This window comes from Pseudomonas sp. Sample_11, assembly GCF_004307505.1.
Classification (GTDB): domain Bacteria; phylum Pseudomonadota; class Gammaproteobacteria; order Pseudomonadales; family Pseudomonadaceae; genus Aquipseudomonas; species Aquipseudomonas atacamensis.
Genome location: NZ_RCOD01000031.1, coordinates 72,076 through 95,024, shown reverse-complemented (window position 1 = coordinate 95,024; position 22,949 = coordinate 72,076). Strand labels below are relative to the sequence as shown.

Here is a 22,949-nt window from a genome sequence, read left to right as displayed (position 1 = left end):
ACGAGGCACTAAAACGCTATCATAGCGCCACCTAGTACGTGCGACTGCCACAGCTGATGTCACGTCCCGTGTGCAAGCATGCCAGCAACTTCTGGATGGTCTAATGGACGAAACCATTTCCTACCTGAAAGACAGGTTCAAGGATGAGCAGGAACGCTTCAACCACGTCGAGAACAAGAGCGCACGTTTTTTCACGGCGGTCTCGATTCTCATCGCAGGCCTCAGCGCAATCGCAGGCCTAAAGAACGGCGTCATTTTTCAGCTGGGGTCACCCTTGGCCATACTGATCTTCATTGCCTTCGCCGTGGCAGCGTTCGCCATCGCCTGCGCATGGGGGCACGCGCTGAGTGCGCTCCGGATCAAGGACTATCCGAACCTGCCGTCCTCGCGTCCGACTGGCGAGTATCTGATTGCAGTAGATGAAGAGGCGCAGAAGAAGCACATCTATAACTGCTACATCGATACCCTGGAGTCGCTGAAGGTCACGGTAGCAGAGAAGACCAAGCCACTCGATCTGGCGTACCAGGAAATCATAATCGGAGCAGGGGCCTTTGCGGCGCTTGCTGTTCTAGTCACCTTAAGGGAGCTAATTGCGTGACCGACAACCAGAAACCAAGCAATAACGAGCAAACGCGCGTTCCGCCACCTCCGCCTACCACTGAGTATCAACGGCGTTCGGAGGAGCCTCCGGTTAATCGCCAAGGCCCTGCAGATCGGCGCCGCTGAGGACGCTCAGCAGCCAGGCAAGCACGGTATGTCGATGCTTTGATCGCTTTCTGAATACAAGAGAGCGGTCGCCTGTCTGTGAACCACGGTTTATCAGGCTGAGGCTGTGAATTACCAAACCGGCGCATCGGATGCCATTAGATCAGATGGATTATCCTGCGCAGCTTAATATTTATCGCGAAAAGGACGTCATCCGAGCCATGACCAGCATTTCAGAGCCAGGTGGCCTAGCTATCACGTCGAATTTACCGATTGCCACTCAGCTCAAACAAGGCAACAAAAGCCGAAAAAATCCTCAGGGTTCGCTGAGTGACATCGTCCGTGATAGTAAGAAATCAAAAGTCAAACCGCCGATTTTTCTTGCACTGCAAGGCGGAGGAGCGAAGGGGATCGTCCATATTGGCGGCGTTACCGCGCTGAACGATTTGGATTTTGATATCCGAGGCATTTCGGGTACCTCGGCAGGGTCGATTGTGGCGGCGCTTCTTGCTGTAGGGTATACGCCTAAAGAGCTCTTCAATTTGGATGGTAGCGGCAATCTGTTTGAGACCCTGCAATCAAATGTAGTTAAGAAGCCAACGGACTTGTTCCCTTTTTGGGGATGGCTAGCCCTCAAAGCTGCCCGGAACTTCGGTCGGGGATGCAAAACGGCCTTTTCACCAATGGCCAATCTGATGGGAGCAATCTCCGATTGCTTGGCTGACATCCTCAGCGAAACGCCAGCACCTGAGGGCTCATTCGTGCGCCGGCAGTGGTATAAGGTAAAGGCCGTAACCAAAAGCTTAGTGCGCAGAAGCTGGTTTTACGTCAGGCCTTGGGCTTACGTTTTGGGCATCCCTTACTTGATCTACTACTTTGCTGGGACACTTACACCTAAGTTAAAACTTCTGGGTGACACCCAGCTCACCTTGCTAGTGACATTAGTAGTCCTGTCTGGCGTTCTCGCCATTGCAGCTGTCAGTTGGATTATCTCCGGAATAACTGATGTGTCTCGGGTAAGGGAATTCATCAGTGCTGCACTATCGAATAAAGTTAAGCCTGCTAATCCGAGTATTGGTGTGACGTTTCGAGATATCAAACTGGCTGGGAAACCTCCTCTAAAAATCGTTGCCACGAATGTGCATGCTCAGAAATTGGAGCTATTTTGTTTCGAGCGAACGCCAGATGTGGCGGTTGCCGATGCGGTGGCTGCCTCCGTCTGTCTACCCGTAATTTTCAAGCCATGGGCAATGACCTTTTACAGGCATGTCAACAACAAGAAAAACAAAGATCCGGAAGTCACAAAGTTCCAGGACGGTGGTTTGGTATCAAACCTTCCTGCCTGGCCTTTTGATGATGAGCGACGCAAGCAGGGGGACGTGGCCACTGTCGCGTTGGCTATCGGTGAACCCGCCAATTCGTCCCCCAAGCACTGGTTGTCAGCGATCACGGGAACTGTGGTCAACGGCAACGTTGAGGTTCACACCCGAGCAGCGGGTAAAATTTCTCATATCATCCTGAAAACCTCACTGGGAATGCTTGACTTTGACGCTCCAGTATATCGTTTGAAATCTGAGGCCACGGGCGCCCGGATCATTTCCCAAGCCCAGTTGATTGATGATCTGTTCTTGCGCAATGACGTCGCAAAGCGATTCCTTGGTGCTGTTCAGCAGGCAATCTTAGAGCTGTTGCTTGAGTCGATGCAAAATTGGGCTTTGACTGACCCAATCGGTGCGAGGTTGAGGGTTGGCTTGGCGCTTCAGGATCTTAACGATCCATCCGTATTCAAGATTTCTTTGAGTGCCGGTTACGAAAAGAAAGACGTCGGTTTACCTAATGGACAGTCCTTCAGAGAGCATCGCGCGATCACGGCTTGGGAGAAGAAACGCGACCAATGTTTTGATCTCGATGGTCAATCCAAGGCTTCACTTAGTCGCGAACACCTATGGGTTGAATCTAAGTGCTTGATTTGTATTCCGATGGAAATGAGTGAGCGGGCAACAAATTACCACGAGCATGAGAACCCAAGGGGATGTGTGCTGGTTATCGAAACCAACGCTCACATCGATAACGGCAGCAGGCACACGATTAAATCCTTCGAAGATTTCGTGGCATCCGTTAAAACGGCGGTGCTAGAGTTAGAGAGTGTAGCGATTAAATCAGAGCTGCGACTGGCTGACTTTGTGCAGAGGGGAGTGTGATGGGTAAGATGCTGATTGATTATGGTCTCCGGGGCACGCGGGAGATCGACGTGCCGGATCACGCGACTGGGGTCAATGTCTCTCCTCGTATCAAAGTGCTAGGCGAGTGGGTTGGTGAGGCAGTCCAGAGCAGGCTAGTTCGTCATGAGCATGTTGATGCGCTACGGCGTGCCGGGTGGCTCCTGACAAACGAAACGAAGCCACACTTCGATGCTATTGCCAAAGACGTGCAACGCTTCAAGGGCAGCGCAATTAGCATGGAAACCGAGGATTTTTATGATTGGATCAAAGATCCTGATATCCAAAAACAGCTGCCAAATAATACCAGCGAGGTCATCAAATCATCTGCCGATAACATAAGCGATCTGGTTGCTATGTTCATGAGCGGTGATAACACTGGCTACGCCAAGGCTTGGATTGAACGATACACATCGAGTGAGCCCGATTTGTCACTTGAGCAGGGTTTGTCAGAGGCATCGCACGGCTCGGACGAGTTGGATGCTGACACCTTTACGAAACTCCTGAATCGTTCCCGCCTCGGCGAAAGCTCCAGCGGAGCGCTCTCGATTGGACATGAAACTGCCAAGGGTGAGCCTAAATCATCCCCGGCGGATGATGGCCATCGCACCGATAATGAAGGTGGTAAACCCGATGGTCTGACGTATTGAGGTTGTTATGGCCAGAGAAATCGTCTGGCCTTAACTGCAGTATCGTCTAACCAGTTCAGTCTCAGCTCGTTTGAGATGAAATCGAAGGCTGTAAACATCGCTATTAGATTTTGACCTGAGTAAAGGCTTGTTTGAGATGGCGATGTTGGTGTGTTGGGTGGAAGTTTATAGCTTTCGCTGGCTTCGGTATTCTGGCTCGTTTTTCTTCACGACTTCCATATTGCAATAGAATATGTAAATTGAGCGTCTCTTTGGTGGGAGCCCAGTACCTGTGCGGCTGTCTAAGTAGCTGAAGTGTAGGTGGCCTAGGTTTTCAAAGTGAGTTTGCAATTCAATGTTATGGTTGTGGCTGAATTTTTTTACGGCCTCAAGTGTCGCCTTTGATAGGCTGTTAAGGACTTGGTCATAAGCAAATACTACCAAGTAAAGCTCGATGCCGAATGTGTCGAGAATGCTGTTGTGGTCGCCGTAACGATTGTAAAGTTGGTTGAGGCCATCTAGCACTTTGGCTTCCGTTTGATTAAGTTGTTTTATTAGTTTTCCTTCGATAATCGCGCTCACTGTTTTTTCATATTTCACTACCACGTCTGCAAATCCGGCGCCCATCGGTACTTCAGTTAAGACGTCTATAGATTTTTGATTGTGATAGAAGCACGCGAGGTTGCCAGCTAAAATGGTATTGAGGTTTTCTTCGCTGAATGCGTGCTCTAGAGCTCTGGGTTTTTGCTTGTGCTTGTAGAGCCCATCGTTGATTAGTATGTTGCTCAGTGAGCTAGCAATATACTTCTTGGTGTTTAGTCTGGTTGAAAGGTTTGTGAAAAATGCAGATAATGAAAATGCGGTTTGTTCTAGTCTGTTGGTAGTTGTACTTCTGACCTCTGAGTCGGGGAGCGCTTCTACAGCTTTTAGCAGTGGATGAATAAGACTCAAGCAGCTTTTTACGCCGGTTAAGACTAAGTGCCCCTTAGGCTCTATTGCGAAATGTGTCTGTATGCTGATCTGTCTTAGTTCATTGAAAAGATTTTCGAGCTGAAGAATAATTTGCTCAAATTCACTGTGCTTCCATTTCATGCGATAGATTGAGTTTTCGGTCATATTTATACATGATTGGATTGGATTTTGTAGCCAAATCTTTTCGAATTTATTGAAATGGTTAAGGCTAGAGAGGGTGCGGAGACGCCCGGTAGCAAAAATCTCCTCTGGTGCGGAGCTCAAATCAGTTGTGCAAGCAATTAAAGCGACCGCATGCCTACTTGTAGGTAGACTGAAGTTTTGCCATGAGCGCACAATGTATATAACGGTTTCCGGAAAGAACAACCGAATTTCAAGATTAGGCCCTAATTCAATGTAGTCTTTGTCAGGGTGGATGTTAAATTTTTCTTGAATAAATTTTTTGATATCGTCGTTTGTGGCGTTCCTCTGGCTGATAAGGGTTTCAATGTTGTATGTGATTAGTTCTATGGTGTCCCAGCGGTTTGCATTGTTGGGTTTTAGAGACTCTGCAAGGAGTTTTATGTATTCAGCGGTTTCTGTTAAATACTGCTGATGATTACCGCTTAGGTAATAGCAGGGGTGGTTAAGTCGCAAGTCGATGTTGTTTCGGAGGACGTATCTCGACAAGTTTCTTAGTGTGTGGGTGGCTGGTTCTTCGTGATATTTGTTTAGTAGGGTCTCTAATGCGTCTAGGTACACTTTAATGCTTTGGACTGTCATTAGCTCAGTCGCGAGTATTAGATCAATTTCGCTCTCATAAGCTTTATTCCGCTGTGGGTAGTTGTACCGAGTATTTGGTTTTACATTCATATTCGAGCTCAATTCCCTGAAGCCGATGCCCTGATGTTGATTGATGTCAAAGCGCTACTGCCTGACAATAGCACGATGCCTGCTGAGGGCGCCCTAATCAGTAGCTTCACTAATTGGATTTTTGCCGTCGGTTTTGAAGAGCGCTCAGCCTGGAGGGTCGTACATCTGATTGGCGTGGGCGGAAGCTTCCAGTCGGGGCGAGATCAGGGGAAGAAGCTTGGTCGCGCCGAAGGGCCAGCTGCAAGCTCATCCATGGTATCTACACCCTACTACTAGCTCCGTTCTTTACCGGCCAGTCTGCCCCATTGGTGGCTAGAGCAACTTCGGAGATCATGCCCAGCTTCTGAGAAGGGCATCCTGTTGAGGGGATTCGATCTACATGTCGCGAACAAAAGCTAGTTGGCCGAACAAGCGTTGCACTCAATCAGCGGCTTGTACGAGATCGAACGCCAAGCGCGAGACATGAATGATGAAGATCGTTGGTGAATACGTCAGAAACTGGCGGTACCGATCAGCAAAACACTGCATGAGTGGATGTTGGCCCAGCGCGACCTGGTGCCCAATGGATCAGCCAAGGCCAAAGCCCTCGATGACAGCCTGAAACGCTGGGTAGCGCTGATGCGCTACCTGAACAATGGGGATGTGTCGATCGACAACAATCAGGTCGAGAACCAGATACGACCATGGGCGCTCGGACGCGCGAACTGGTTGTTTGTCGGGTCACTGCGCAGTGCCAAGCGGGCGGCTGCAATCATGAACCTGATCCAGTCGGCGCGCGTGAATGGGCATGATCCGTATGCCTATCGCAGGTGTTGTTGTGCGCGTACCTATTCGCTTAGAAAGAATTTCAAATAGGAACCGTCACCCTCAAATGTCGAGAGGTAGCCTTGGCACACGTTATCCAATAGGTACCTCAGAGTGCACTCACCTTCCGAAGCCGTACTTCAATGCGAAACCCTCCTGCGTACCATGATGGAGGATCTTCAAGCTGGAACTACCTTAAAGCCCAAGAGAGCTGCAAGCAATAGCGTAGCTACCAAAGACGATTTGCTCATCTATGCTCCATCCCACGCAACCCAAAAGGAGTGTCTGCAATGCGTCCTCTCGTATTCGTTACTTTAGTGCTTTTACCGATGATCTCACTGTCCGGGTGCGAGACCATCAAGGTCGCAACCACCTCAAAAACCCCGGTGGATGCAGAAGCTAAAGATGTCGGACTGCTGCAAGTTACCCATCCCGGAACCCAGCATTACCTTTGGGGAGAAACTAAGCCCAAGCCTTCTCAAGCCGTAATCAACGAGTGCCAGAAAGGCCCCGTGGCAGGATTGAGTGCCGCTATCTGGGTACCGATCGCAGCCAAGCTAGTGATGGATAACATGAGTGAAAAAGCCAGCGGTTACGTAAAAAAAATTAAGGCAGAATCGTCACGATCCTTCCCATTCAAGGCCGTAGTTCAGAGCGACTCCATCAGGAACGGATCATGCCTCGTGCTGTATCGAGGCGAGCCAGTAGAGATGGCAGGTGAAGAACCAAACAAAGCAGGCAAACCAAGCGCATTAGTCGTTCTGAAAATAAAAACCTTTGGTCAGAATGCCTACCAACTCACCCCCATTTACGCCAATGTCGAAAAGAGTATCTCGACTACGGTATGCACGGCTGGGTGTTCTAAACCTAACTTGGCCGAGGGCGAGATCAACGTCGCGGTCGCCATATCAGCAAGCTCTCCTGTAACGACTGCGCTGAAAGACTTGGAGATCAAAAAGCTGGGTACAGGCACCACCACCATTCGTAAGCTGCCTCTACGTACGGCTAGCGAAGATCTGCGTGGTGTGGGGGAGCCTTCTGCACTGCTAGCACTGCCACCTAGCGGAGCGTATGTAGAACTGTCCGTTGCAATGACAGAGCTTGGTAACATCGGCGGCGACCCTGACGTAGCCCTTGGCGAAATTCAGGCAGCCACAGCAGCACTCAGCGAAGGCACACTTGCCGAAATAAAGGCTCATTACGATCGCAAAGCCGCCGACTAACACGACAGCCTACATGCCACCAATCAGTGTTCAAGCTCTTGAGTTGAGACCGTAGGAGCTTGTGCAGATCAACTCAACACCTGCCGCAGTCCCAGTCGCTGATTCCGCTGACCGTGCGACTTTGAGCTTGTTGCTATCCCTTCCGCTGCAAGCAGGGCATGCAGGTGTGCGAAGAGATGCTTAAATGGCTCGCTTCTTCTAATAGATCAAGTGATGGAGTTGAATGCACCTCGGTAAGCGGAATGGGTGTCGAAGTGGGTGTCTTGCTCCCAAGCGTCCGATCAGGCGTAAGCGGAAAGCGTATGGCGACCACCCATCGACTCTTTGTCAAGGCAACCCCAACACCAAGGTCTGACGTTGCTCGCTGTCGAGTTCGACTTCTGGGCCGTGCCGAATACTTGGCCAGTGAAAAATACGCGGGCACTTACGCACCTCGGTCGTTGCTGGCTGAGTGATCAAATTCAGATGCTCCATGCAGGCCGTTCTGGGCTCATGGTTTAATTCTCATCTTGGCGAAAGGCAGCGGATAAGAGAGGGGCTATGGATAAGGATCAAGATATGGAATTGGTTACGGATGCCCCTGATCGTGGGCGTCAAGCCGATGGCCCACCGTCGGCATCGGATGATCCGGTTATGCCAATTTTGGAGCACTGGCGCAGCGCCTGGACTGACCTCAGTCGCACTGAGGCGGTAATTGCTCAGGGCCCGAGTTTTGTCCTCTGGTATTCCGATAAAAACGGCACTGCCAGCCCGGGCGGATTCTTCCCTGCTGATGCGCTCAACCAGCTCATACCGCCAGAGGAAGTACGCGAAGCAGTGCGTAAGCAGCTAAGTGAGATGGATCATGCCCGCCAAATGACCATCGTGCTGCTATTCAGAAATGAGCTGGGAGTGCAGTCAGCGGTAGCAGCGATCCCCAAAACCGCAGAGTGCAAGCCGCAAGCCTGGTTTGAGATGGCCAAGATCCGGAAGACCCGCGTTGCTCAAAAAATCTGGATACCGCTCCGCGCCGCCTCTGTGATATCCAAGGAGGGAGAGTACGGCTACGAAGGATTCCTTGAAGAGTACCTTGGCGTCGGTTCGGTGATGTTCAAACTTGGTCATCGTGAGCAGATTCATAAGCTGGGTTGGAGCGACATTGGTGGGAACGCTTTCGCTGGCGGTTTCGAAACTGAGTATGTCTGGCCGAAACGCATCCACACTAAGGATGATGGTCACCCAGAAGTCCATGCCCAAGAAGCGCAAAGTGCCCTAGACGAACCGGGGAAATTGTTTGCGTCTATCCGCGTACCCTTCACGAATCTGACTCTGTCTTTGAATTCGAGACAGAGCAAGTCGCTGCCCTCTCATTCAGTTCCCCCTGAGAACGAGCCAGAAGCTGAATGTCTCGCAGAGCCTCAGCGAACCACGACTTACTCCAGGGCTGGTGATTGGCGTAGCTACCACGGTGGCGCTGTAGGCACCGGCTTAGTCATTGAGCAGTCGTTTGATGGTGAGGCTCCCTGCGAGTGGCACCTCCATCAAGATTTCGTTATCGCGCTGGGCTTGCAGCGGCAAGGGGATAGCTGGCTTCGACCTGCCGAGGGGTATCAGGAGGTGGTGAGGCTATCGCGCAATGAGGCCGGGAATCCCGTTCTTTTGGAGGTACGGTCGGAGTACCTTCGCGACTACCTAAAAGCACATGGGATGTATTTGTTGGTCTCTAGCTTCCTAAGTCGACGTCAGATCGTATCAGATGCCTCTCATATCAGTTGGGCTTCAGGGTATGTTGAGGAGATGGCAGGGGAGGATAAGTGGGAGGGCATCAACCAGGCTATCCACGAAGGGGGCAGTCATTACGGTTCCTCTACCGCTGTTTTCCATGCCTCTCGCACCGATGTTGACGCCGATGATGAAGTGCCCGTGTTGGGCCTGCCAACTGACGACTCTGTGGTGTCCAAGTCTTGGTCGGTCAAGCATCAAGGAAGGAAGCTTCACAGTTTGAGCGGTTCGCTGTGGAAAACCGACGTGGTCGAACCAGCCCGGGTCAGCGAGCGGGTATTGAATGAACCACCACTTGCGAAAGTGGACTTTGCGGTTGATGGCTCCGGGGAGCGGGTCGATGGTGCTGAGCTACGGGATCGTGGCTGCTGGCTATGGTTCCGACCGACCGTCACGACCCTGCTTGGCAGCTATCGGGGTTTCTCTTTGAGCTGGTATACCCGTGACACGGGCTCCATCGGTATTTCGCAAGGGCACAGTGTGCATTTCGGCTTGAATGATCTCGGGCTCATCAATGTCTACGCCAAGGACATCGGGCTGCTTCCATTATGGCAACAGCGAGTATGGGCAGGGGTGAACGTGGCTCCAGATGGAGGCGTTTCAGAAGAGCTACTGGCATCACAGGCGAAAGCTGACCCCGCCGACACTCGGGCCCCCGAGGCGAGGTTGCGATCTGCTTATGATGAGGTCAATGCGGAATTCGAGAATCTCACTGGCAAGTATCTGTTTGCCCAGCACCACGCTATCAATGACATCTTCGGTCGAATTCATCGTTTCCGTGCACTCGAACCAACGGGCGTGCTGGAACTGGCTAAAGACCTGGCTAGGGTCACTGTGGAGTCGCTGTATGGAAATGGCCTTTCAGTCATCGCCGCGCCGCCAGGCAAAATGAAGCTTGGATCGGTCAAGCATCTGGAAGCGGTGTTGCAGATTGGGGTGACCCAGGATGAGGCGAGAGCACTGACCAAAGTGCTGGTGGGTATCAATGAGCTCAGGCAGGCAGATGCTCATCTACCATCCTCGGAGTTTGCCAAAGCGTATGGCCTGGTAGGAATCGATCAACAAACAGACTTGGACGTGGTGAAGGGACGTCTGATGCTTGAATCGCTGGTGGAGTCGTTGGTGCAGATGGCAGAGGTCTTTTCTCGATTGCCTCGAAAGAGCAAATAGACCAGCCCTGGATACGTTCCAGCGTGTGGCCGGCTCTCTAAAAGAGTTTCCAGGGTAGACCGTGTATGGCCACACCTTTCGAATAGAAATGCATTTTCAAGAAGGAGCTTGTTTTGGTTGAAGCTGTGGTTGTGGAGCGCATTCTCTGCGTAGTGGACAGGTGCCTGAAAAGCCAGTTTCCTGATGATTACTACAAGCGTTGCCTGTATGCATCGTTCGGCGTTCATAGTCTCATTCGGGCCATGGGGCACAGCCCTGTAGTAGTAGGTGGGAATTTCTTGGCCTTTGTCGTCTCGCGTGATCAGCGCCAAGCGTCGATGCAAGGATACGGATCCGAGTCAGGTGAACACTCACACTACTGGGTGGAGGTCGATGGCTCGATCATCGACCTTGGGACTTACTACCTGCCAATCGGTTCAAGTTTCCTGGCCTCTGAGATGCCGGCAATGTGTTGGAGTAAGGAGTACCGTATGCCCAAGGGGTTGAGGTACGCCCCGGAGGCCCGCTATGCCGCTCCAGAATTGGGGCATCTTGAACCGCATATCATCGAGAAGATGGAACCATTCCTGGCAGCCTGCCATGCGCGGATGAGGCAGCCTCTGGTCAAACCGAAACTTGGCAAGTGGTTGGTGACATCTCCAGCTTTGATTAAGAATGCCGCGATTAAAGGCGACCCGTGGGCACGTGCTGTGATGCGATACGAGTCCATGCCGGCTGAGCCGCTGCCTTTTTGAAGCGCTATCCCTCGGGGGCACTTTTGCGGTTGAGCAGGTTGTCGAGGAAGGTGGCGTTCAAAACCTCCAGCCAGTCGATCGGCACCAATTGAATCCAGCTCAGGGCCTGCAAAAGTGACACCAGGCCCAAGCCATAGGCATTCCCGGCAGCCGACTCCACGCACAGGGGCGAGCGGAATTTTGTATCGTAGAAGAGTGCTGAGTGAATACCATCCGCGCCCATGTTCACGGTGTGGGTTGCGATATGGTTATTACCTAAAATGAGTAGGTCTGGAGTGTGCTCTCCTCTGGTGTTGTGAACAGCAACTTCAAGTGAATAATGGCGTGCAAAAACTGCGCAGAAGGGTTGGTTCTTGAGCGGGGGGAAGGTACGGGGCCAGTCTCTGACCCTCCCATTGTAAGTCGGCCCGTTTGATTCATATTCAGGATTGGAAAGACCACGACGGGTAAGCATCAGTTTTTTTACCGCTTGGGCCTGAGTGATGGCCTTTTCCAAGACAGCGGCGTCAGTGATGGAATGTTTGCACTCGATGTACGCGTATACCGCATCAACAGTGATCTGCTCTTTCACGGGGAACTTACGGCTCATGCCCGAGCGCAGGGTAGGACTGGACATCTTGTCGTAAATGATCAGGTCGTCACCGGCCTTGTCACCATTTTTAGCAACAACAAACCCTCGGCAAACGCCGTACTTGGCTGGGAGGATGTCCTCTAGCAAAGCGCAGATGGCGACCTCGAATTCATCCCCTAGGTCAAAGTTGAAAATCGACTCAATGTCCTGCAGACGTGCGTCGACCTTCCTCGCCAACCTCTCGATGTACCCATCATACGTGCTCATTGAGCCCCCTCCACTGACAGGGTGCGTGCATGTTGCCGCATGCCTGGGCAGTGACGTACTGCTATTGGTACATCAGGTGGGACGAAAAGGTGCCGGCGTCTTAGAAACCGAGTCGTCATATTGTGGCGGACGAACCGTTCTGAGAAGTCGTGGGCAACCGGTGTGTATCGCGTTCTGATGGGGTTAAGCGCAGGCAGTGGCTCGGTAATCCTAGCCACGCCAAGTTCCTGCAGATCGGCGCCGCTGAAAGAGCTATATACTTGGACAAGCACTGTATGTCGAACCAACGATCGCTCTCCAAACACAAGAGAGCGGTCGCTTGTCTAAAAGTTAGGTTTAGCGCCAAAAATTTTTCACGGCGCTGGGATTGAGGCGGGGGCAAATTTATCCAAGTCGCGCTTATTCCTCTCTCTCTACATCGGAATGACGATCAATCTCATCGTTAAACCTTGGGATTTCTGCTCCTTCAGGGATAAATCGGCGCCAATAAGCTTTTCGATAAGGAAGATTGGAGCTTGAAAGGTCGCTGGTTACGAAGCTAAGACAAGGGTAAAAGTTAGGCTCTGATTCGACAATTGCGAAGGTGTGACGGCCAGTGGCATAACCATCCAGTGAACGTTCAGGTACGTTTTCAACGTTTCTCTTCTTCTGCTCAAATCTAATGTTTTCTTCGCGCCAAAGCATTTTTACGTATTCGGAATCCTCGGCGCGACTGAAGTATATCGAGTTGGCAGCTTCATGAAGCTGAAGCTTATTGATCTGTGTAATGTCATCATCATTCGTGACGTTGAGTACCATACTTTTTGCGTCGCCAATTCGATAAACGGAAGCATCAAAAAACAACGCTAGAAAATCGGGGTTCAGGGGGTAAAAAATCTGCAGCCCAACGTTGGTGTTGCCCAGTTTGTCGCACTTAAAATCACTAAGCGCGGGATTTGTATAGGCGATCGGGGAATCGCTGAAAATAAAAGGATGCGAAGTGCAATTTTTGAGGATAATTAGCTGAAGATCTGCGACCTCACTCTTATCGATCATCATCAGTTTGACAAACTGGGAGTCTCTGGGGTCGCTAAATGACTTGAAAAACATCCTCATGGCGTCATTGACGGCTTGGGTGGCCTCTGGTGAATGGCCTGAGTCGTAGTTGTCCAGATCCTCAACCTGAGGTGCAAAAAAATCTTCATGAAATTCGTGAACTCCTTGTTCGGCCTTACGGTGACTCAGAGTCCGCTCCCGTTGAAACTGAGTGTTCTCCAGAAGGATTTCAATCTCTGCGGGCGGAAGGTCGGTGACACCATCAGCTAGTGCCTTCAAAATACGTTTGCGATTCTCGAAGTGCCTGGTGTCGAACTCTGTTATCTCATCTTCTCTTTCCGCATCGCCGTAGAACCACGCTGCGGAGGATTGGCCGCTAAAAGAAACATGTGGAATAGAAGTTCCGCTCTTTTTAAATAAGCCGCAAACGCTGGAGCCATCTTTAGAGAATTCTTCAAAATAGCTCTCAGGTACATAGTGTTGGTTTTTATTTCTGTTAGGATCTTTTTCGTTTTGCATCCAAAGCTGCTCCTTCAGTGATTGATCTACGTCAGTAAGAAATATGAGTACGTCGAGTTTTATCTTGTCATGTCTTTGTGGTCTAGGTGTAGGCCTGTAATTAGGCTTTGATAATGGGTGTTAACTTTGATTGTAAGAGTGTTTCGGCGATTCGGTATGTCCGCTCATGCCCATCTGCCCATCTGCCCATTTCATGATTTGTACGCTTTGAACAACCGATCTGGGGCCACATACACAGCGCCTCGTGCCCTGGAAAAAGCTACGTAGAGTTTGTTCCGGGTTTTGGCCACAGACTCGTGGAGCTTGCCCTCCTGATACTGCTTCCATGCCTTCGCACCTAGCACGACGCAGACATCGTTGTAATGATCCTGCCCTTTGCTCGCTCCCCAATTCTGCGAGTGACACCCGTACTTGTAGTGCTGCTCGTAGAAGAGCTTCACCACGGTGGAGTCTCCATGCAGTCGATCCGCCATCTCTTGGCTCTCGACATTGACGATCTCGCTTAGCCTGTCTTCATGGGCATAGATCTTGATCTGCAGGTGTACGCTGATGAACTCACAGAGAGTCGTTCCGCATCGCCAACTTTTGCTGAGTGTCTCCTTGTCGACGTTGATTTTGGCTTGTGCGAACCGTCTCTCGTAAGCTGAGATTTCGTTGTGAAGCGTGCCATTGACGGATCCGTCGCGACTGGTATCGAAGGTGTGCTGGAAGAAGTCTCCTACGAAAAGCATTTCAGCATCGGCTGCGGAAATCGCCAATAGCAGATTGAAGTCGTGGCCCGCGAAATCCTGTACCTCATCGACGTACACCGCATCGTAGAAGCGCTCGATGCGAGACCGCACCGCAGGCAGTAGCCCCTCGATCTCGATGAGTTTGGCCAGGCGGTTGTGATACAGCCTGCCACTGGGGTCTCTGTATCGCCTCCTATCGGTCAGCGGAAAATTGCGCTGGGCAGGCCGTCTGAAGTTCAACCCCCTGGTGTTTGCTTGTCTTTGCATCAGCGGGCGATAGCAAAAGCCATGGAGAAAGGCGAAGTACGTCATCAAGGTGATATTCGACGGAATGGTGCCGAATTTTTTGATGATGCTGGTTCGCAGGTGGCTGTGGTTGTTCTCCGTGTAGGTGATGATCAGCGCGCGCTTCTCAAGGCTCAGCCGACTAATCAAGTGAGTGGTCTTACCCGACCCGGCCACCGCAAAGATCACTCGTTTATCCATGTGATCGCATCCTGAATATATTGAGGGGCTAGGAGCTCAGTGCCTTTTTTGGTGAGCAACTCGAAGGCTGCATCTGCCTTGTTTTTGAGCATGTACTCCTGGACAGTCAGCTTTTTACGCCCCGCTGCGAAAAGGTCGTCGCAGGCCGCTTTGTTGTCCTGGTACAGCCCGATTTCGAAAGTCGATCGCTGATCATCCTGATCCGCGAAGACTCGGGCTCGGTCGTACAGGTGCGTGGCATAATTTTCCACGCAGTGGCTATTGTAGTCACCGTCGTTATCTCGGATCGCTGCTACCCGAATGCCTAGCAGTTTTCCAAGCTCCAGATAGCGTTTGAAGCTTGTGCCACCAATGGAAATGATGTGCACCTCATCGGCCTGAGGTGTACGGCCATTGGCGTGTTTTTTATACATCTCTTCGATCAGGATGAACTCAGCATCGCCCTCCACCAAAATGACCTTTTTGGATAGGGCGAACTCCAGAACATTGTTGTCCGGTGCCTTCATGAAAAAGCTCGCAGTCGGCTCAGAAAGGGCTTTAAGACGCCCTGCTTTCTGCTCTCCACCGAGGAGGAGTGCATGCCGAAGATCGAGCCTGGAGCAGATGTGGCTGCTGTGCGTGGCAATGAAGAGCTGTGTGCCCGCTGTCTTCGAGAGTTGTTCGACCAACTGCTTCATCTTGGTGTGACTAAGGTGGTTCTCTGGCTCCTCAAGGAGCAGGGCGTGGAGCTCGCCCTTGGCATCGTGACGACGCAGCGCAAATTCGGTTTTGATGAAGCATTGCTCCCCCTTACCACGGTTTTCGATCGGGATTCCGTCTTTGGTAATGATCAAATCTGTTTCGAGGTTGGAGCGGATACTGGTTCTGACCCCGAACTGGTAAGCACCTAGCTCTGCATTAAGAGTGGCCAGTTCTTTGTCCCGGAAAGACTCTTTCCCGCGACGGTATCGATTTTCGAGGCTGTAGCGCTCTGGAGGCTCCGCATTGAAGCTGAACACCGTGCGGGTGTATTCGCGCGCGGCGTATTCGCTGTCGATGCGTGAGCTGTCCAGCAGTAGATGTTTCACCGGGCGACGGTAATTGACGTGCTGTGCACCCGAGAAGGTGTAAAATTTCACCCCGTAGTACTCATAGGGGAAATTCTCGGGATCCTCTGCAAGGAGCTGCAGGATAGTCGCGCCGAATTCCTCGATCAGTGGTGCGATCTCCATGCCGACTCCGTCGGTCATGGCACCGGCTAGGTTCTGTGTGCCGTAGTACCCTTGGTCATCTCCTTCTTCCAGAAACACTTCCACTACCACCCTGGGGAGCCGATCAAGTGTCGTTGGCCCTGCTTTGAACGCACGCACTGCGGACTGAGACAGGAGCGATTCATAGCCAATGGTCTCGACGCGGCTGCGACTCGCACTCAGCGCGAGATCAAGTGCCAAAAGGACGCTGCTTTTCCCCGTTTCGTTGTCACCAATGAGCACGTTAATGCCCGCGTCAAACTCAAGGGTGAGGGCGCTGAACTGTTTGAAATGCTGGAGCATCACTTTCTTGATTGCGGGCATTGCGCGGTTCCTTTCGCCATTTCGGGTCGGTTACGGGTGTTGGATCGTTTACGAGAAGTCAGGCTTTCTCTGCTATTCGATTAGCTTCACTTTTTCGGTGCATTTCCATGATGGGATGGTCTCCCGCGACTTGAGCGCCCAGGTGCATCGGGCTGGGTAATTTGAGCTGCCCATCCCACAGCGGCGCGTTGCGACAGAGCAACGCCACCTGCTCGGCAATCACCGTTGCGGGTGCAAATACACCTGGTTCGATGACGGTTATCTCGGTAACCCCTAGCTGTTGCCAAGGATCCTTGAGTAGCTTGTCGTCTACCTGATAGCGGGTGTTTTTACGTTGCCCTTCAGCCTTGCTGTAGATTTTTGAAGGCGAGACGAAGTAGTACACCGCAGGGCTGCGAAGCGATTGGAACAGACCAATTTTTTGGCCGATGTACCGGGGCTCGTGCGGGTGGTCAGTGTGGTTGCCGGACATCTGGGCAATGTCGTCATCAACTCTGATGCGCACGATTGCAGATCCAGGCGGCACGGGAGGAAGGCCAGTGTTAGGACTGTCCTGCAGTCCTTTATAGAAGGTACGCAAATTGCTATCGAGGCAGACGATGAGTGGAGCGTCGGCCTCTTCAGTGGCGACCAGCATCGACCATGTCACGAGCTTATTGATGGCTTCAGGGTTGATGAGCGCAGGGGTAGCGTGGATAGCTGCCACACCCTGAGTGAACTCATACCACTGACCGCGATCTGGATTGCCTTTGACGAACCAGTAGATCTCGCAACGTTGGCTGCCAGCAACTGTTCGAGTGATCACCGGCAAGTGAATCAAATCACCTCTGTCCGTGATCCGATCGAGGCGTATGGACAAGAGCGTCGTGTTGGCGGGTAAAGATTTGGCCTTCACGAATGCAGTAGGGAAGTAGCCGGTCAGGCGGATGGCTTCGGTGACAGTATTGAGTGCTCTGAAATCTCGTTGCTCTTTCCCGGCTCTAGTCTTGATTTTTTCCGGATCGGGAACCTCATGCATGATGAACTGGGTCACGATCCCATGCTCGGCAAGTACCCTGCGTATGTAGTGTTTGGGGTCGGAATTGGCGTCACGTGCTGCTGCGGCAACACTGGTTTCAACGATGGCCACCGAGGTATTGTGCTTCTCGATTTCCGGGATGACGGCGCTTCTAAGCCACTTGTCCAAGTCGGAAATCGGCGCGGCACCTTCGAGCATACTGGAAGCGTTCTCAACAGCCAGGCGCGTCAGTGCAATTTCTGGTGGTGCGTACTTCTTGAAGAAAGGCATCGCGGCGCCCAGGGTCTCGCTTGCGGTCGACAGTCGGAGCATGATCTCGGAGTTGGCGGCGAGCACCGCTGCATGAACCGTGATTCGTTCGACAGGAGGGATGGCTTTAGCAGTCTTAACGCTGGAGACAGCCTTGCGCACCAAGAGTGGTTGTGAGCCTTTCACACAGCGAAGAAGTTGGAAGCACGCTTGGTCGAGAAACAGTGGCCCTGGCCCTGAGCCGATTGCTGGGGTCAGTGGCGGGTTCACGTAAATTGGCCTCACCAGACTATTAGCCGGGATGTCGCCTTCGATGGGCTCAGGCAATGGCTGAATGCCTATATACGCGAGCAGCTTGTTGGTGGGGAATTCGTACAGTGTCCGCCAGCCGGATTCCGTCATTTTGCTGCGGATGCGAGCTTTCACTATCGTCTGACCGGCATGAACCCATGCATGCTTTTTACGACCCACCGATGTCGGCATGATCTGACTCAGCTTCACGGACAGCTGAATGAAGGGCTCAGTGCAGTCTCGTAGCAATTTCAACTTCGGTTCGATGACGTGCAAGGCTGAAGCGTGGCGCTCGCCTTCTGGCGTAATGGGGTCATCCCAGGCGAGTAGGGATCCATCTGAAGCTTGTTGCAAGGCGATTAGCTTAGGAATCGGATTGGGGCTACCGTTCTGTGTCGACTGCAGTGGAGCAGCGCACATGGCTCGTCCTACGAGCCATGGAATCACGTTGTAGGCCAATGGAGAAAAACCATCTTCCCGCACTAGTTCATCGGCCAGGATGGGGGCGATGTCGATTACGTTAAGCTTTGATTCCAACCCCTCAACCTGCTCACCCCAGATGCGCATTACCTCAAGCGACCATAGGTAGAGGATCTGGTTAATCGTATCGATAGGTAGAGGGTTTAGCATCAGGATGGCTGACACACCCTTGTCCCGGTATGGATACAGGTTGACGTCAACGGGGCCTCCTGACACTGCGGCCAGCATTTCTTTCAACGCATTTGTGGGGAGGCCGGGGTGATGCTTTCTGCCCAGGTTCTGTAGAACTTGCCAGGCTGCTAGGTAATCCGAGCTTATCTGAACGCGGTGAGCATGCCCAAGCTCTCTAGGTTCGAAGCTGAAGAGGCTAGTGCGTAGATCAAGGTTCTTCATCGAGCGTCCTTTGCTGATTGGTCTATGTAGCGCGTGATGGCGGTAGCGATGCCGTTGTGGTGGAGGGCGAATTGTTCCCAGTTTCCCTCGTCCTTAAGCCACTGAACGCTGTTGGAAAGCAGCTTGGCCCATGGGGTGCGACCCTTTGTGAATGCGGCATCTGCGAAATAGCAGGTCACGGGCGTTCCGCCTCTGCGACCTCGGCCAATCAATTGGGTCAGCGTCACCAAGATGTTCATCACTGTGTAGTGTCGGATGTTGGCGGGTTGTTGACTGAATGCGGGCGGGGCGCCTCGAATGCTGTTGAGCAGCATGTTCGAAATGGCTCGCTCTGATTGCAAAATGTGTTTGAGGTTAGTCTGCGGACGCATGGTGTTCCACGTTTCGTAGCTGATATGTGCCAGGTTGTTTTCGGGGCTATCGGAAGCGGGTAATGGGCGAACGCAGATGACTACCCCTCCGATGGCAGACATACCATCTTTGTTGACGATGTTATGTCCTCGCGCCATTGGATGGAGCGCACTGACGAGAATCGTTTTATCCCTGTGGATGCCCTCAATGAACTGGGCAAGGTCGTCATACACCAGTGTGTGGTCTGCGCTGAGTTGTGTGGGCTTGTACTCGCTTGCGCGTCCCCGCACCCAGCCTACCTTGGACGTTTCAGAGAGGTCGGACAGGGTGATGGCTAGCAACTCGGCGTCGGCATCGCTGCTAGCGACGAGCAAGAGTCGAGCGCGATTCTCCGTGGCTGGATCTTTTGCAAGCGCCCGCAGCCGTTTCTCCAGCCAAGGCCATAGCTCCGCAGCCAGTTGCCTGATCCGGTCTTTACGTTCGAAGTAGGGAGCGCCAGAGACAGTGGTGGTGAGTCCAATATTCTCAAAGGTCACCTGCCCCTTTGCATCCGGAACATCGATGAAATCCCTGGCCTTGAGGTCAAAGGCACTGGCTCCGGGGAAGTAGGCTGTTGCGGAAAACCCCATGAACATTCGTCTCACCCCGGCGTAACCGAGTGCCGCGAGTTCAGGGAGGGCGAGAAGGGTGCCGTGAGGATCACCTCGCATGGCGATCACATTGAGGGTCGCCTCCACTTCACTGGTCTGTTTTCGTTTGAACCCAAAAACTGTTCGGTGCAGTGGCCCGATTGGGCTGAAGGACAGCGGCTCTCGGCCTTTGAGGTTGCTATGCACCTCTTGCGCATAGGGCACTTCGGCGCTGGCAAAGTTGGGCAGCTCAATCTGCAGATTCCTCAGGGCCACTTCGATAAAGTCGAGTACACCGCGCAGGATGAGCGAAGCCTTGAGGCGCTGCAGGTCTTTCGCGTTCGGTTTTGCTTTCAGGTGATTGCTGCTTGCCAGGGCGGTGAGCAAGCTACCAAGCTCCATCGCCTTGTTCTCTGGCCTACTGGACGGATCGTTCGTACGCCAATAGATGAGATTTTCGCGCAGGTTCCGAAGGTGCTCTGGGACACTAGCATTCCCACTGCTGTAGAGCGCTTGGAGCGTTTCGTAGTCGATCTCCAACTTGGTCATGATGTAGCCGTCGTCGGCTTCAGCCCAGGTGGTTTCTTTCTTTGGCCAATCAAAGTACCTGCGCTGCTGCAGGTTCATCAATTGATCAACGCTGACACAGCAGTAGGTGAGCGCCCAGGTCAGTCTGATCAGGCTACTGTTGTCGATGCCAGGTATTTTTGATCGATTGATGATGGTGCGGAAGAGCTGAACGAGCGGGCTTTCTTCCCCGATGTTGCCGAGCTGCAAACTGAATGCACTGTTGTCGATAGCGGTTTTCAGCAGGCCGTCGATCTCGTCCACCAGGAACACGGGAGAAATCCGCAGAAGCAGCTCGATGAAGCTACGGGGCCCTGGGAACTGGCTGGAATCGTCAAACGGTATTCGTGTTGTCCCAGACAGCAACGCGTGGTGGTTGATGACGATCACATCAGCCTCAAGCGCCTGTGCAACCATTTTCGTCCGACCGCACGAGAAGAGGAAAGGGCAATGATCCAGTCGTTGAGTCTCTTCTTTGGCATTTCCCTTGGATGTGACAACGTGAAGCTTGAAGCAAGGTTCACTATCCGCTGGCATAGGTTCCAGCTCTGAAGCATAGGCGTTGAGCAAACATGCGTAATCGTATGGATGATCTTCGTTCTGCAGCTTGAAATGTACTCCCGCGCGTTGATGTGTTCGCGATACGGAGTGCAGTGGCGCGACCTTAAGCTTGGGAGCGACCACGGATGCGACTTGGCGCATTATCTTCACGGTGTTGTCGAGCTCAACGTAACCTGGAACTGCGATGACGACCTTGTGTCCACGTGAGGCCGCGTCAACGCCCATCAACGACATGACGACTGTCTTGCCGGTACCGGTGGCGGCGTTGACTCGAAAGAAGCTGCCTGCAGTGGCTGAGCGGCGACCACTCTCGCCCCAGATATTCTCCAGCGATACACAATGCTGGGTATGAGGCGTCGATGCGGCATCTAGCTTTTCGGCGATTTCTCGCAGGGACTGATAATCCCAATCGATTTCAGAGAGCGGCGTTGTGGTGGGGATTTTGAGATGCTGGCCAGCGGGTGGGACGTACTTACGCTCACTGGCTGGAACAGCGAAGATTCGAGTACGCTCTGCGGTGATCGACTTGAATACCAGCTTCCCTCCATCAGGCAATACAACGGGCGATGATGGTTTACGCCAGCGCTTCAATGCATGGAGGTTTTCCTGAATGATCAGATCTACCTCCAGGATTGCCTTCACCCGGTAGCGATCCGTCTCTGCTAGCTTGGGCTTCAGAACTTCCGGCTCCATAAGCTCGAAGGGGCTCAGCTCGCTATTGAACACTCCTTCAGCGATTTGGATGAAGTTCGCGGGTTGGGCGAGGAGGGCAGGACGTAAACGTAGACCTATTGCGATCACGATCTGCTGGTCTTGGGTAAGGCTACTCCAGGTGCTCCACTTGTGCGTTCGCCCGGCAATCAACGCTGCTGCGTCCGCCAAGCAGGGGATGCCCTGAACGTGTCGAGCCGCGAGTGCAAGAAACAGCGTCGTGGCGATATCAGAAAGGGTTCGCACGTTGTGTCAATTCCTTGATGCATTCGGTTTGCGTGAAAACCTGCAGCCCTTTGGCACATATGCTTCTCAGCCAGTCCAGGTGGGACTTCTGGTAGTCAGGAATCACGATCCAGCGTGGTGATGAGTACTCAAGGTTTTCCAAGTAGCGGCCTAGCGCGAGCGGTGAAACCCAAACTTTGGCATCAAGGTCGGTGGTCATGGCACCTTGAGTAATTCGTAAATCCGAGCGATCCACGTCAGGCCACAAGGTGACATCCAAGCCGTGCTCGGAAAGCTGCTCGGCCAGCTGAAGTTCCAGAAGCCCAGGTAAAAGGGTGTACTTCCACAGCGCGCTTTTTAGCCTGTAACGCTTGCCGGCGGTTTCGCCCTCCAGCTTTTGACCGGTCACGAAGTTGATAAGCCTATTGCTCTCCCACCTGTAAAGGCTGTTCTTCTCTCGACACCAGGCCGAATCACACTGCACCTCACGCCGTTGTGGATTCATCGGCCATCGGCACTCAGGGCATCGATAAAGATTTGCATCAATAGCAAGGTGCTCAGGGATTGGCTCGTAAAAGTCTTCCAGCTTCCGACCCAAGGGTATGAAAACCGCAGCGGCCTGGACGGTTTCGATAACTGGATTTTCGATCAGGAATCGTCTGAAGCGGCGGTAGAGCGCGTCGCCGTCGGAAATCACACGACACAGATGCAGGACTTCTCTGACGTTTACCTGGATGGCCTCCGAGAGTTGTTGAGCATCCAGCTCCAGCAGCATTTCAGAACAAGTCTGAGTGGGTAGGCCGGAGGCCAGGAGTGGGCCGCTGTAGCCGAGCCGCACCGACGCAGGAAGCCATTGCTCCAGCGGCTGTGAAAGCTTTCGCTCAAGATCCAGGGCGGAGCATAGTGCATCGGTGTTATTCAAACGCCACAGGTGAGCCTGAGACTCGCGCAGTAACAGCAACGCGGCTTCCCTGTCTGACCCGCACAGCGATGCAGCTTTGGAAAGCAGCCTCAGCAAATACTCGAATCGTTCAGAATCCACGAGTGGGCTCCTGCGCTTGATACCATCCTTGAATGGCCGAAATGGGGCGTGTGGCCTCCCCCGCGTGTGCAATGCAGAAAAGTTAGCTTAAATTCTCCGAGTTGCTGTTTGGCTACCTAAGCAACAGCCCAGAACATGATGATCTGACGCGCCCTGTCACCCAGGGGGTTGTGACAAGGCGCGCGTTGTTCAAAGATAAGT

General features: G+C 52.6%; 14 protein-coding genes and 1 pseudogene. 7 read left to right on the top strand and 8 right to left on the bottom strand.

Translation table 11 applies throughout. From position 1 onward, the window contains the following. Positions 1 to 103: 103 nt before the first annotated feature. The 3 genes from D8U60_RS07730 (at position 104) to D8U60_RS07720 (ending at position 3,574) form a co-directional block, all read left to right on the top strand. Entirely contained in the window at positions 104 to 598 is a 495-nt protein-coding gene (locus D8U60_RS07730) for a hypothetical protein (RefSeq protein ID WP_125926556.1), read from the top strand. A gap of 259 nt (positions 599 to 857) precedes the next feature. Next, positions 858 to 2,906 carry a patatin-like phospholipase family protein gene (locus D8U60_RS07725; protein WP_125926557.1) on the top strand — a complete coding sequence of 683 codons (2,049 nt, stop codon included), beginning with the start codon at positions 858 to 860 and terminating at the stop codon, positions 2,904 to 2,906. Continuing rightward, the gene (locus D8U60_RS07720) at positions 2,906 to 3,574 is read left to right on the top strand and encodes a hypothetical protein (protein WP_125926558.1); all 669 of its coding nucleotides are present in this window, start codon (positions 2,906 to 2,908) and stop codon (positions 3,572 to 3,574) included. The genes D8U60_RS07725 and D8U60_RS07720 overlap by 1 nt, the downstream gene beginning before the upstream one ends. 165 nt (positions 3,575 to 3,739) lie before the next feature. Here D8U60_RS07720 and D8U60_RS07715 read toward each other — a convergent pair whose 3' ends face one another. Then, complete coding sequence (locus D8U60_RS07715) at positions 3,740 to 5,377, bottom strand: hypothetical protein (RefSeq protein ID WP_125926559.1); 1,638 nt, start codon at positions 5,375 to 5,377, stop codon at positions 3,740 to 3,742. Between the two features lie 369 nt (positions 5,378 to 5,746). Here D8U60_RS07715 and D8U60_RS07710 point away from each other — a divergent pair. The 4 genes and pseudogenes from D8U60_RS07710 to D8U60_RS07690 all read left to right on the top strand — a co-directional run. Beyond that, positions 5,747 to 6,181, top strand: a pseudogene (locus D8U60_RS07710) (transposase); the annotation flags it as partial. Positions 6,182 to 6,471: 290 nt separating this feature from the next. After that, positions 6,472 to 7,404: a hypothetical protein gene (locus D8U60_RS07705; RefSeq protein WP_125926560.1), complete on the top strand. Its 933-nt coding sequence runs from the start codon at positions 6,472 to 6,474 to the stop codon at positions 7,402 to 7,404. 540 nt (positions 7,405 to 7,944) lie between these two features. Continuing rightward, positions 7,945 to 10,335, top strand: a complete 2,391-nt coding sequence (locus D8U60_RS07695; protein WP_130899842.1) for a hypothetical protein — start codon at positions 7,945 to 7,947, stop codon at positions 10,333 to 10,335. Positions 10,336 to 10,448: 113 nt separating this feature from the next. Next, the gene (locus tag D8U60_RS07690) at positions 10,449 to 11,069 is read left to right on the top strand and encodes a hypothetical protein (protein ID WP_125926562.1); all 621 of its coding nucleotides are present in this window, start codon (positions 10,449 to 10,451) and stop codon (positions 11,067 to 11,069) included. A 4-nt stretch (positions 11,070 to 11,073) separates the two neighbouring features. On the opposite strand, the gene D8U60_RS07685 is transcribed toward D8U60_RS07690, so the two are convergent. From D8U60_RS07685 to D8U60_RS07655, 7 genes are all read right to left on the bottom strand, one after another. After that, on the bottom strand, positions 11,074 to 11,907 hold the full coding sequence (locus D8U60_RS07685; RefSeq protein ID WP_125926563.1) for a DUF6602 domain-containing protein: 834 nt from the start codon (positions 11,905 to 11,907) through the stop codon (positions 11,074 to 11,076). Between the two features lie 399 nt (positions 11,908 to 12,306). After that, entirely contained in the window at positions 12,307 to 13,461 is a 1,155-nt protein-coding gene (locus D8U60_RS07680; protein ID WP_125926564.1) for a DUF4238 domain-containing protein, read from the bottom strand. 191 nt (positions 13,462 to 13,652) lie between these two features. Then, positions 13,653 to 14,678: an AAA family ATPase gene (locus D8U60_RS07675; protein WP_125926565.1), complete on the bottom strand. Its 1,026-nt coding sequence runs from the start codon at positions 14,676 to 14,678 to the stop codon at positions 13,653 to 13,655. After that, a complete protein-coding gene (locus D8U60_RS07670) occupies positions 14,663 to 16,231 on the bottom strand; it encodes an AAA family ATPase (protein WP_130899841.1) in 1,569 nt (522 codons plus the stop codon). Before D8U60_RS07670 ends, D8U60_RS07675 begins: the two co-directional genes overlap by 16 nt. 58 nt (positions 16,232 to 16,289) lie before the next feature. Continuing rightward, entirely contained in the window at positions 16,290 to 18,662 is a 2,373-nt protein-coding gene (locus D8U60_RS07665; RefSeq protein WP_130899840.1) for an RNaseH domain-containing protein, read from the bottom strand. Then, positions 18,659 to 21,727 (bottom strand): hypothetical protein, encoded by a 3,069-nt coding sequence (locus D8U60_RS07660; protein ID WP_130899839.1) that lies wholly within the window; start codon positions 21,725 to 21,727, stop codon positions 18,659 to 18,661. The genes D8U60_RS07665 and D8U60_RS07660 overlap by 4 nt, the downstream gene beginning before the upstream one ends. Then, complete coding sequence (locus D8U60_RS07655) at positions 21,711 to 22,748, bottom strand: hypothetical protein (RefSeq protein WP_125926569.1); 1,038 nt, start codon at positions 22,746 to 22,748, stop codon at positions 21,711 to 21,713. Before D8U60_RS07655 ends, D8U60_RS07660 begins: the two co-directional genes overlap by 17 nt. Between the last annotated feature and the right edge of the window lie 201 nt (positions 22,749 to 22,949).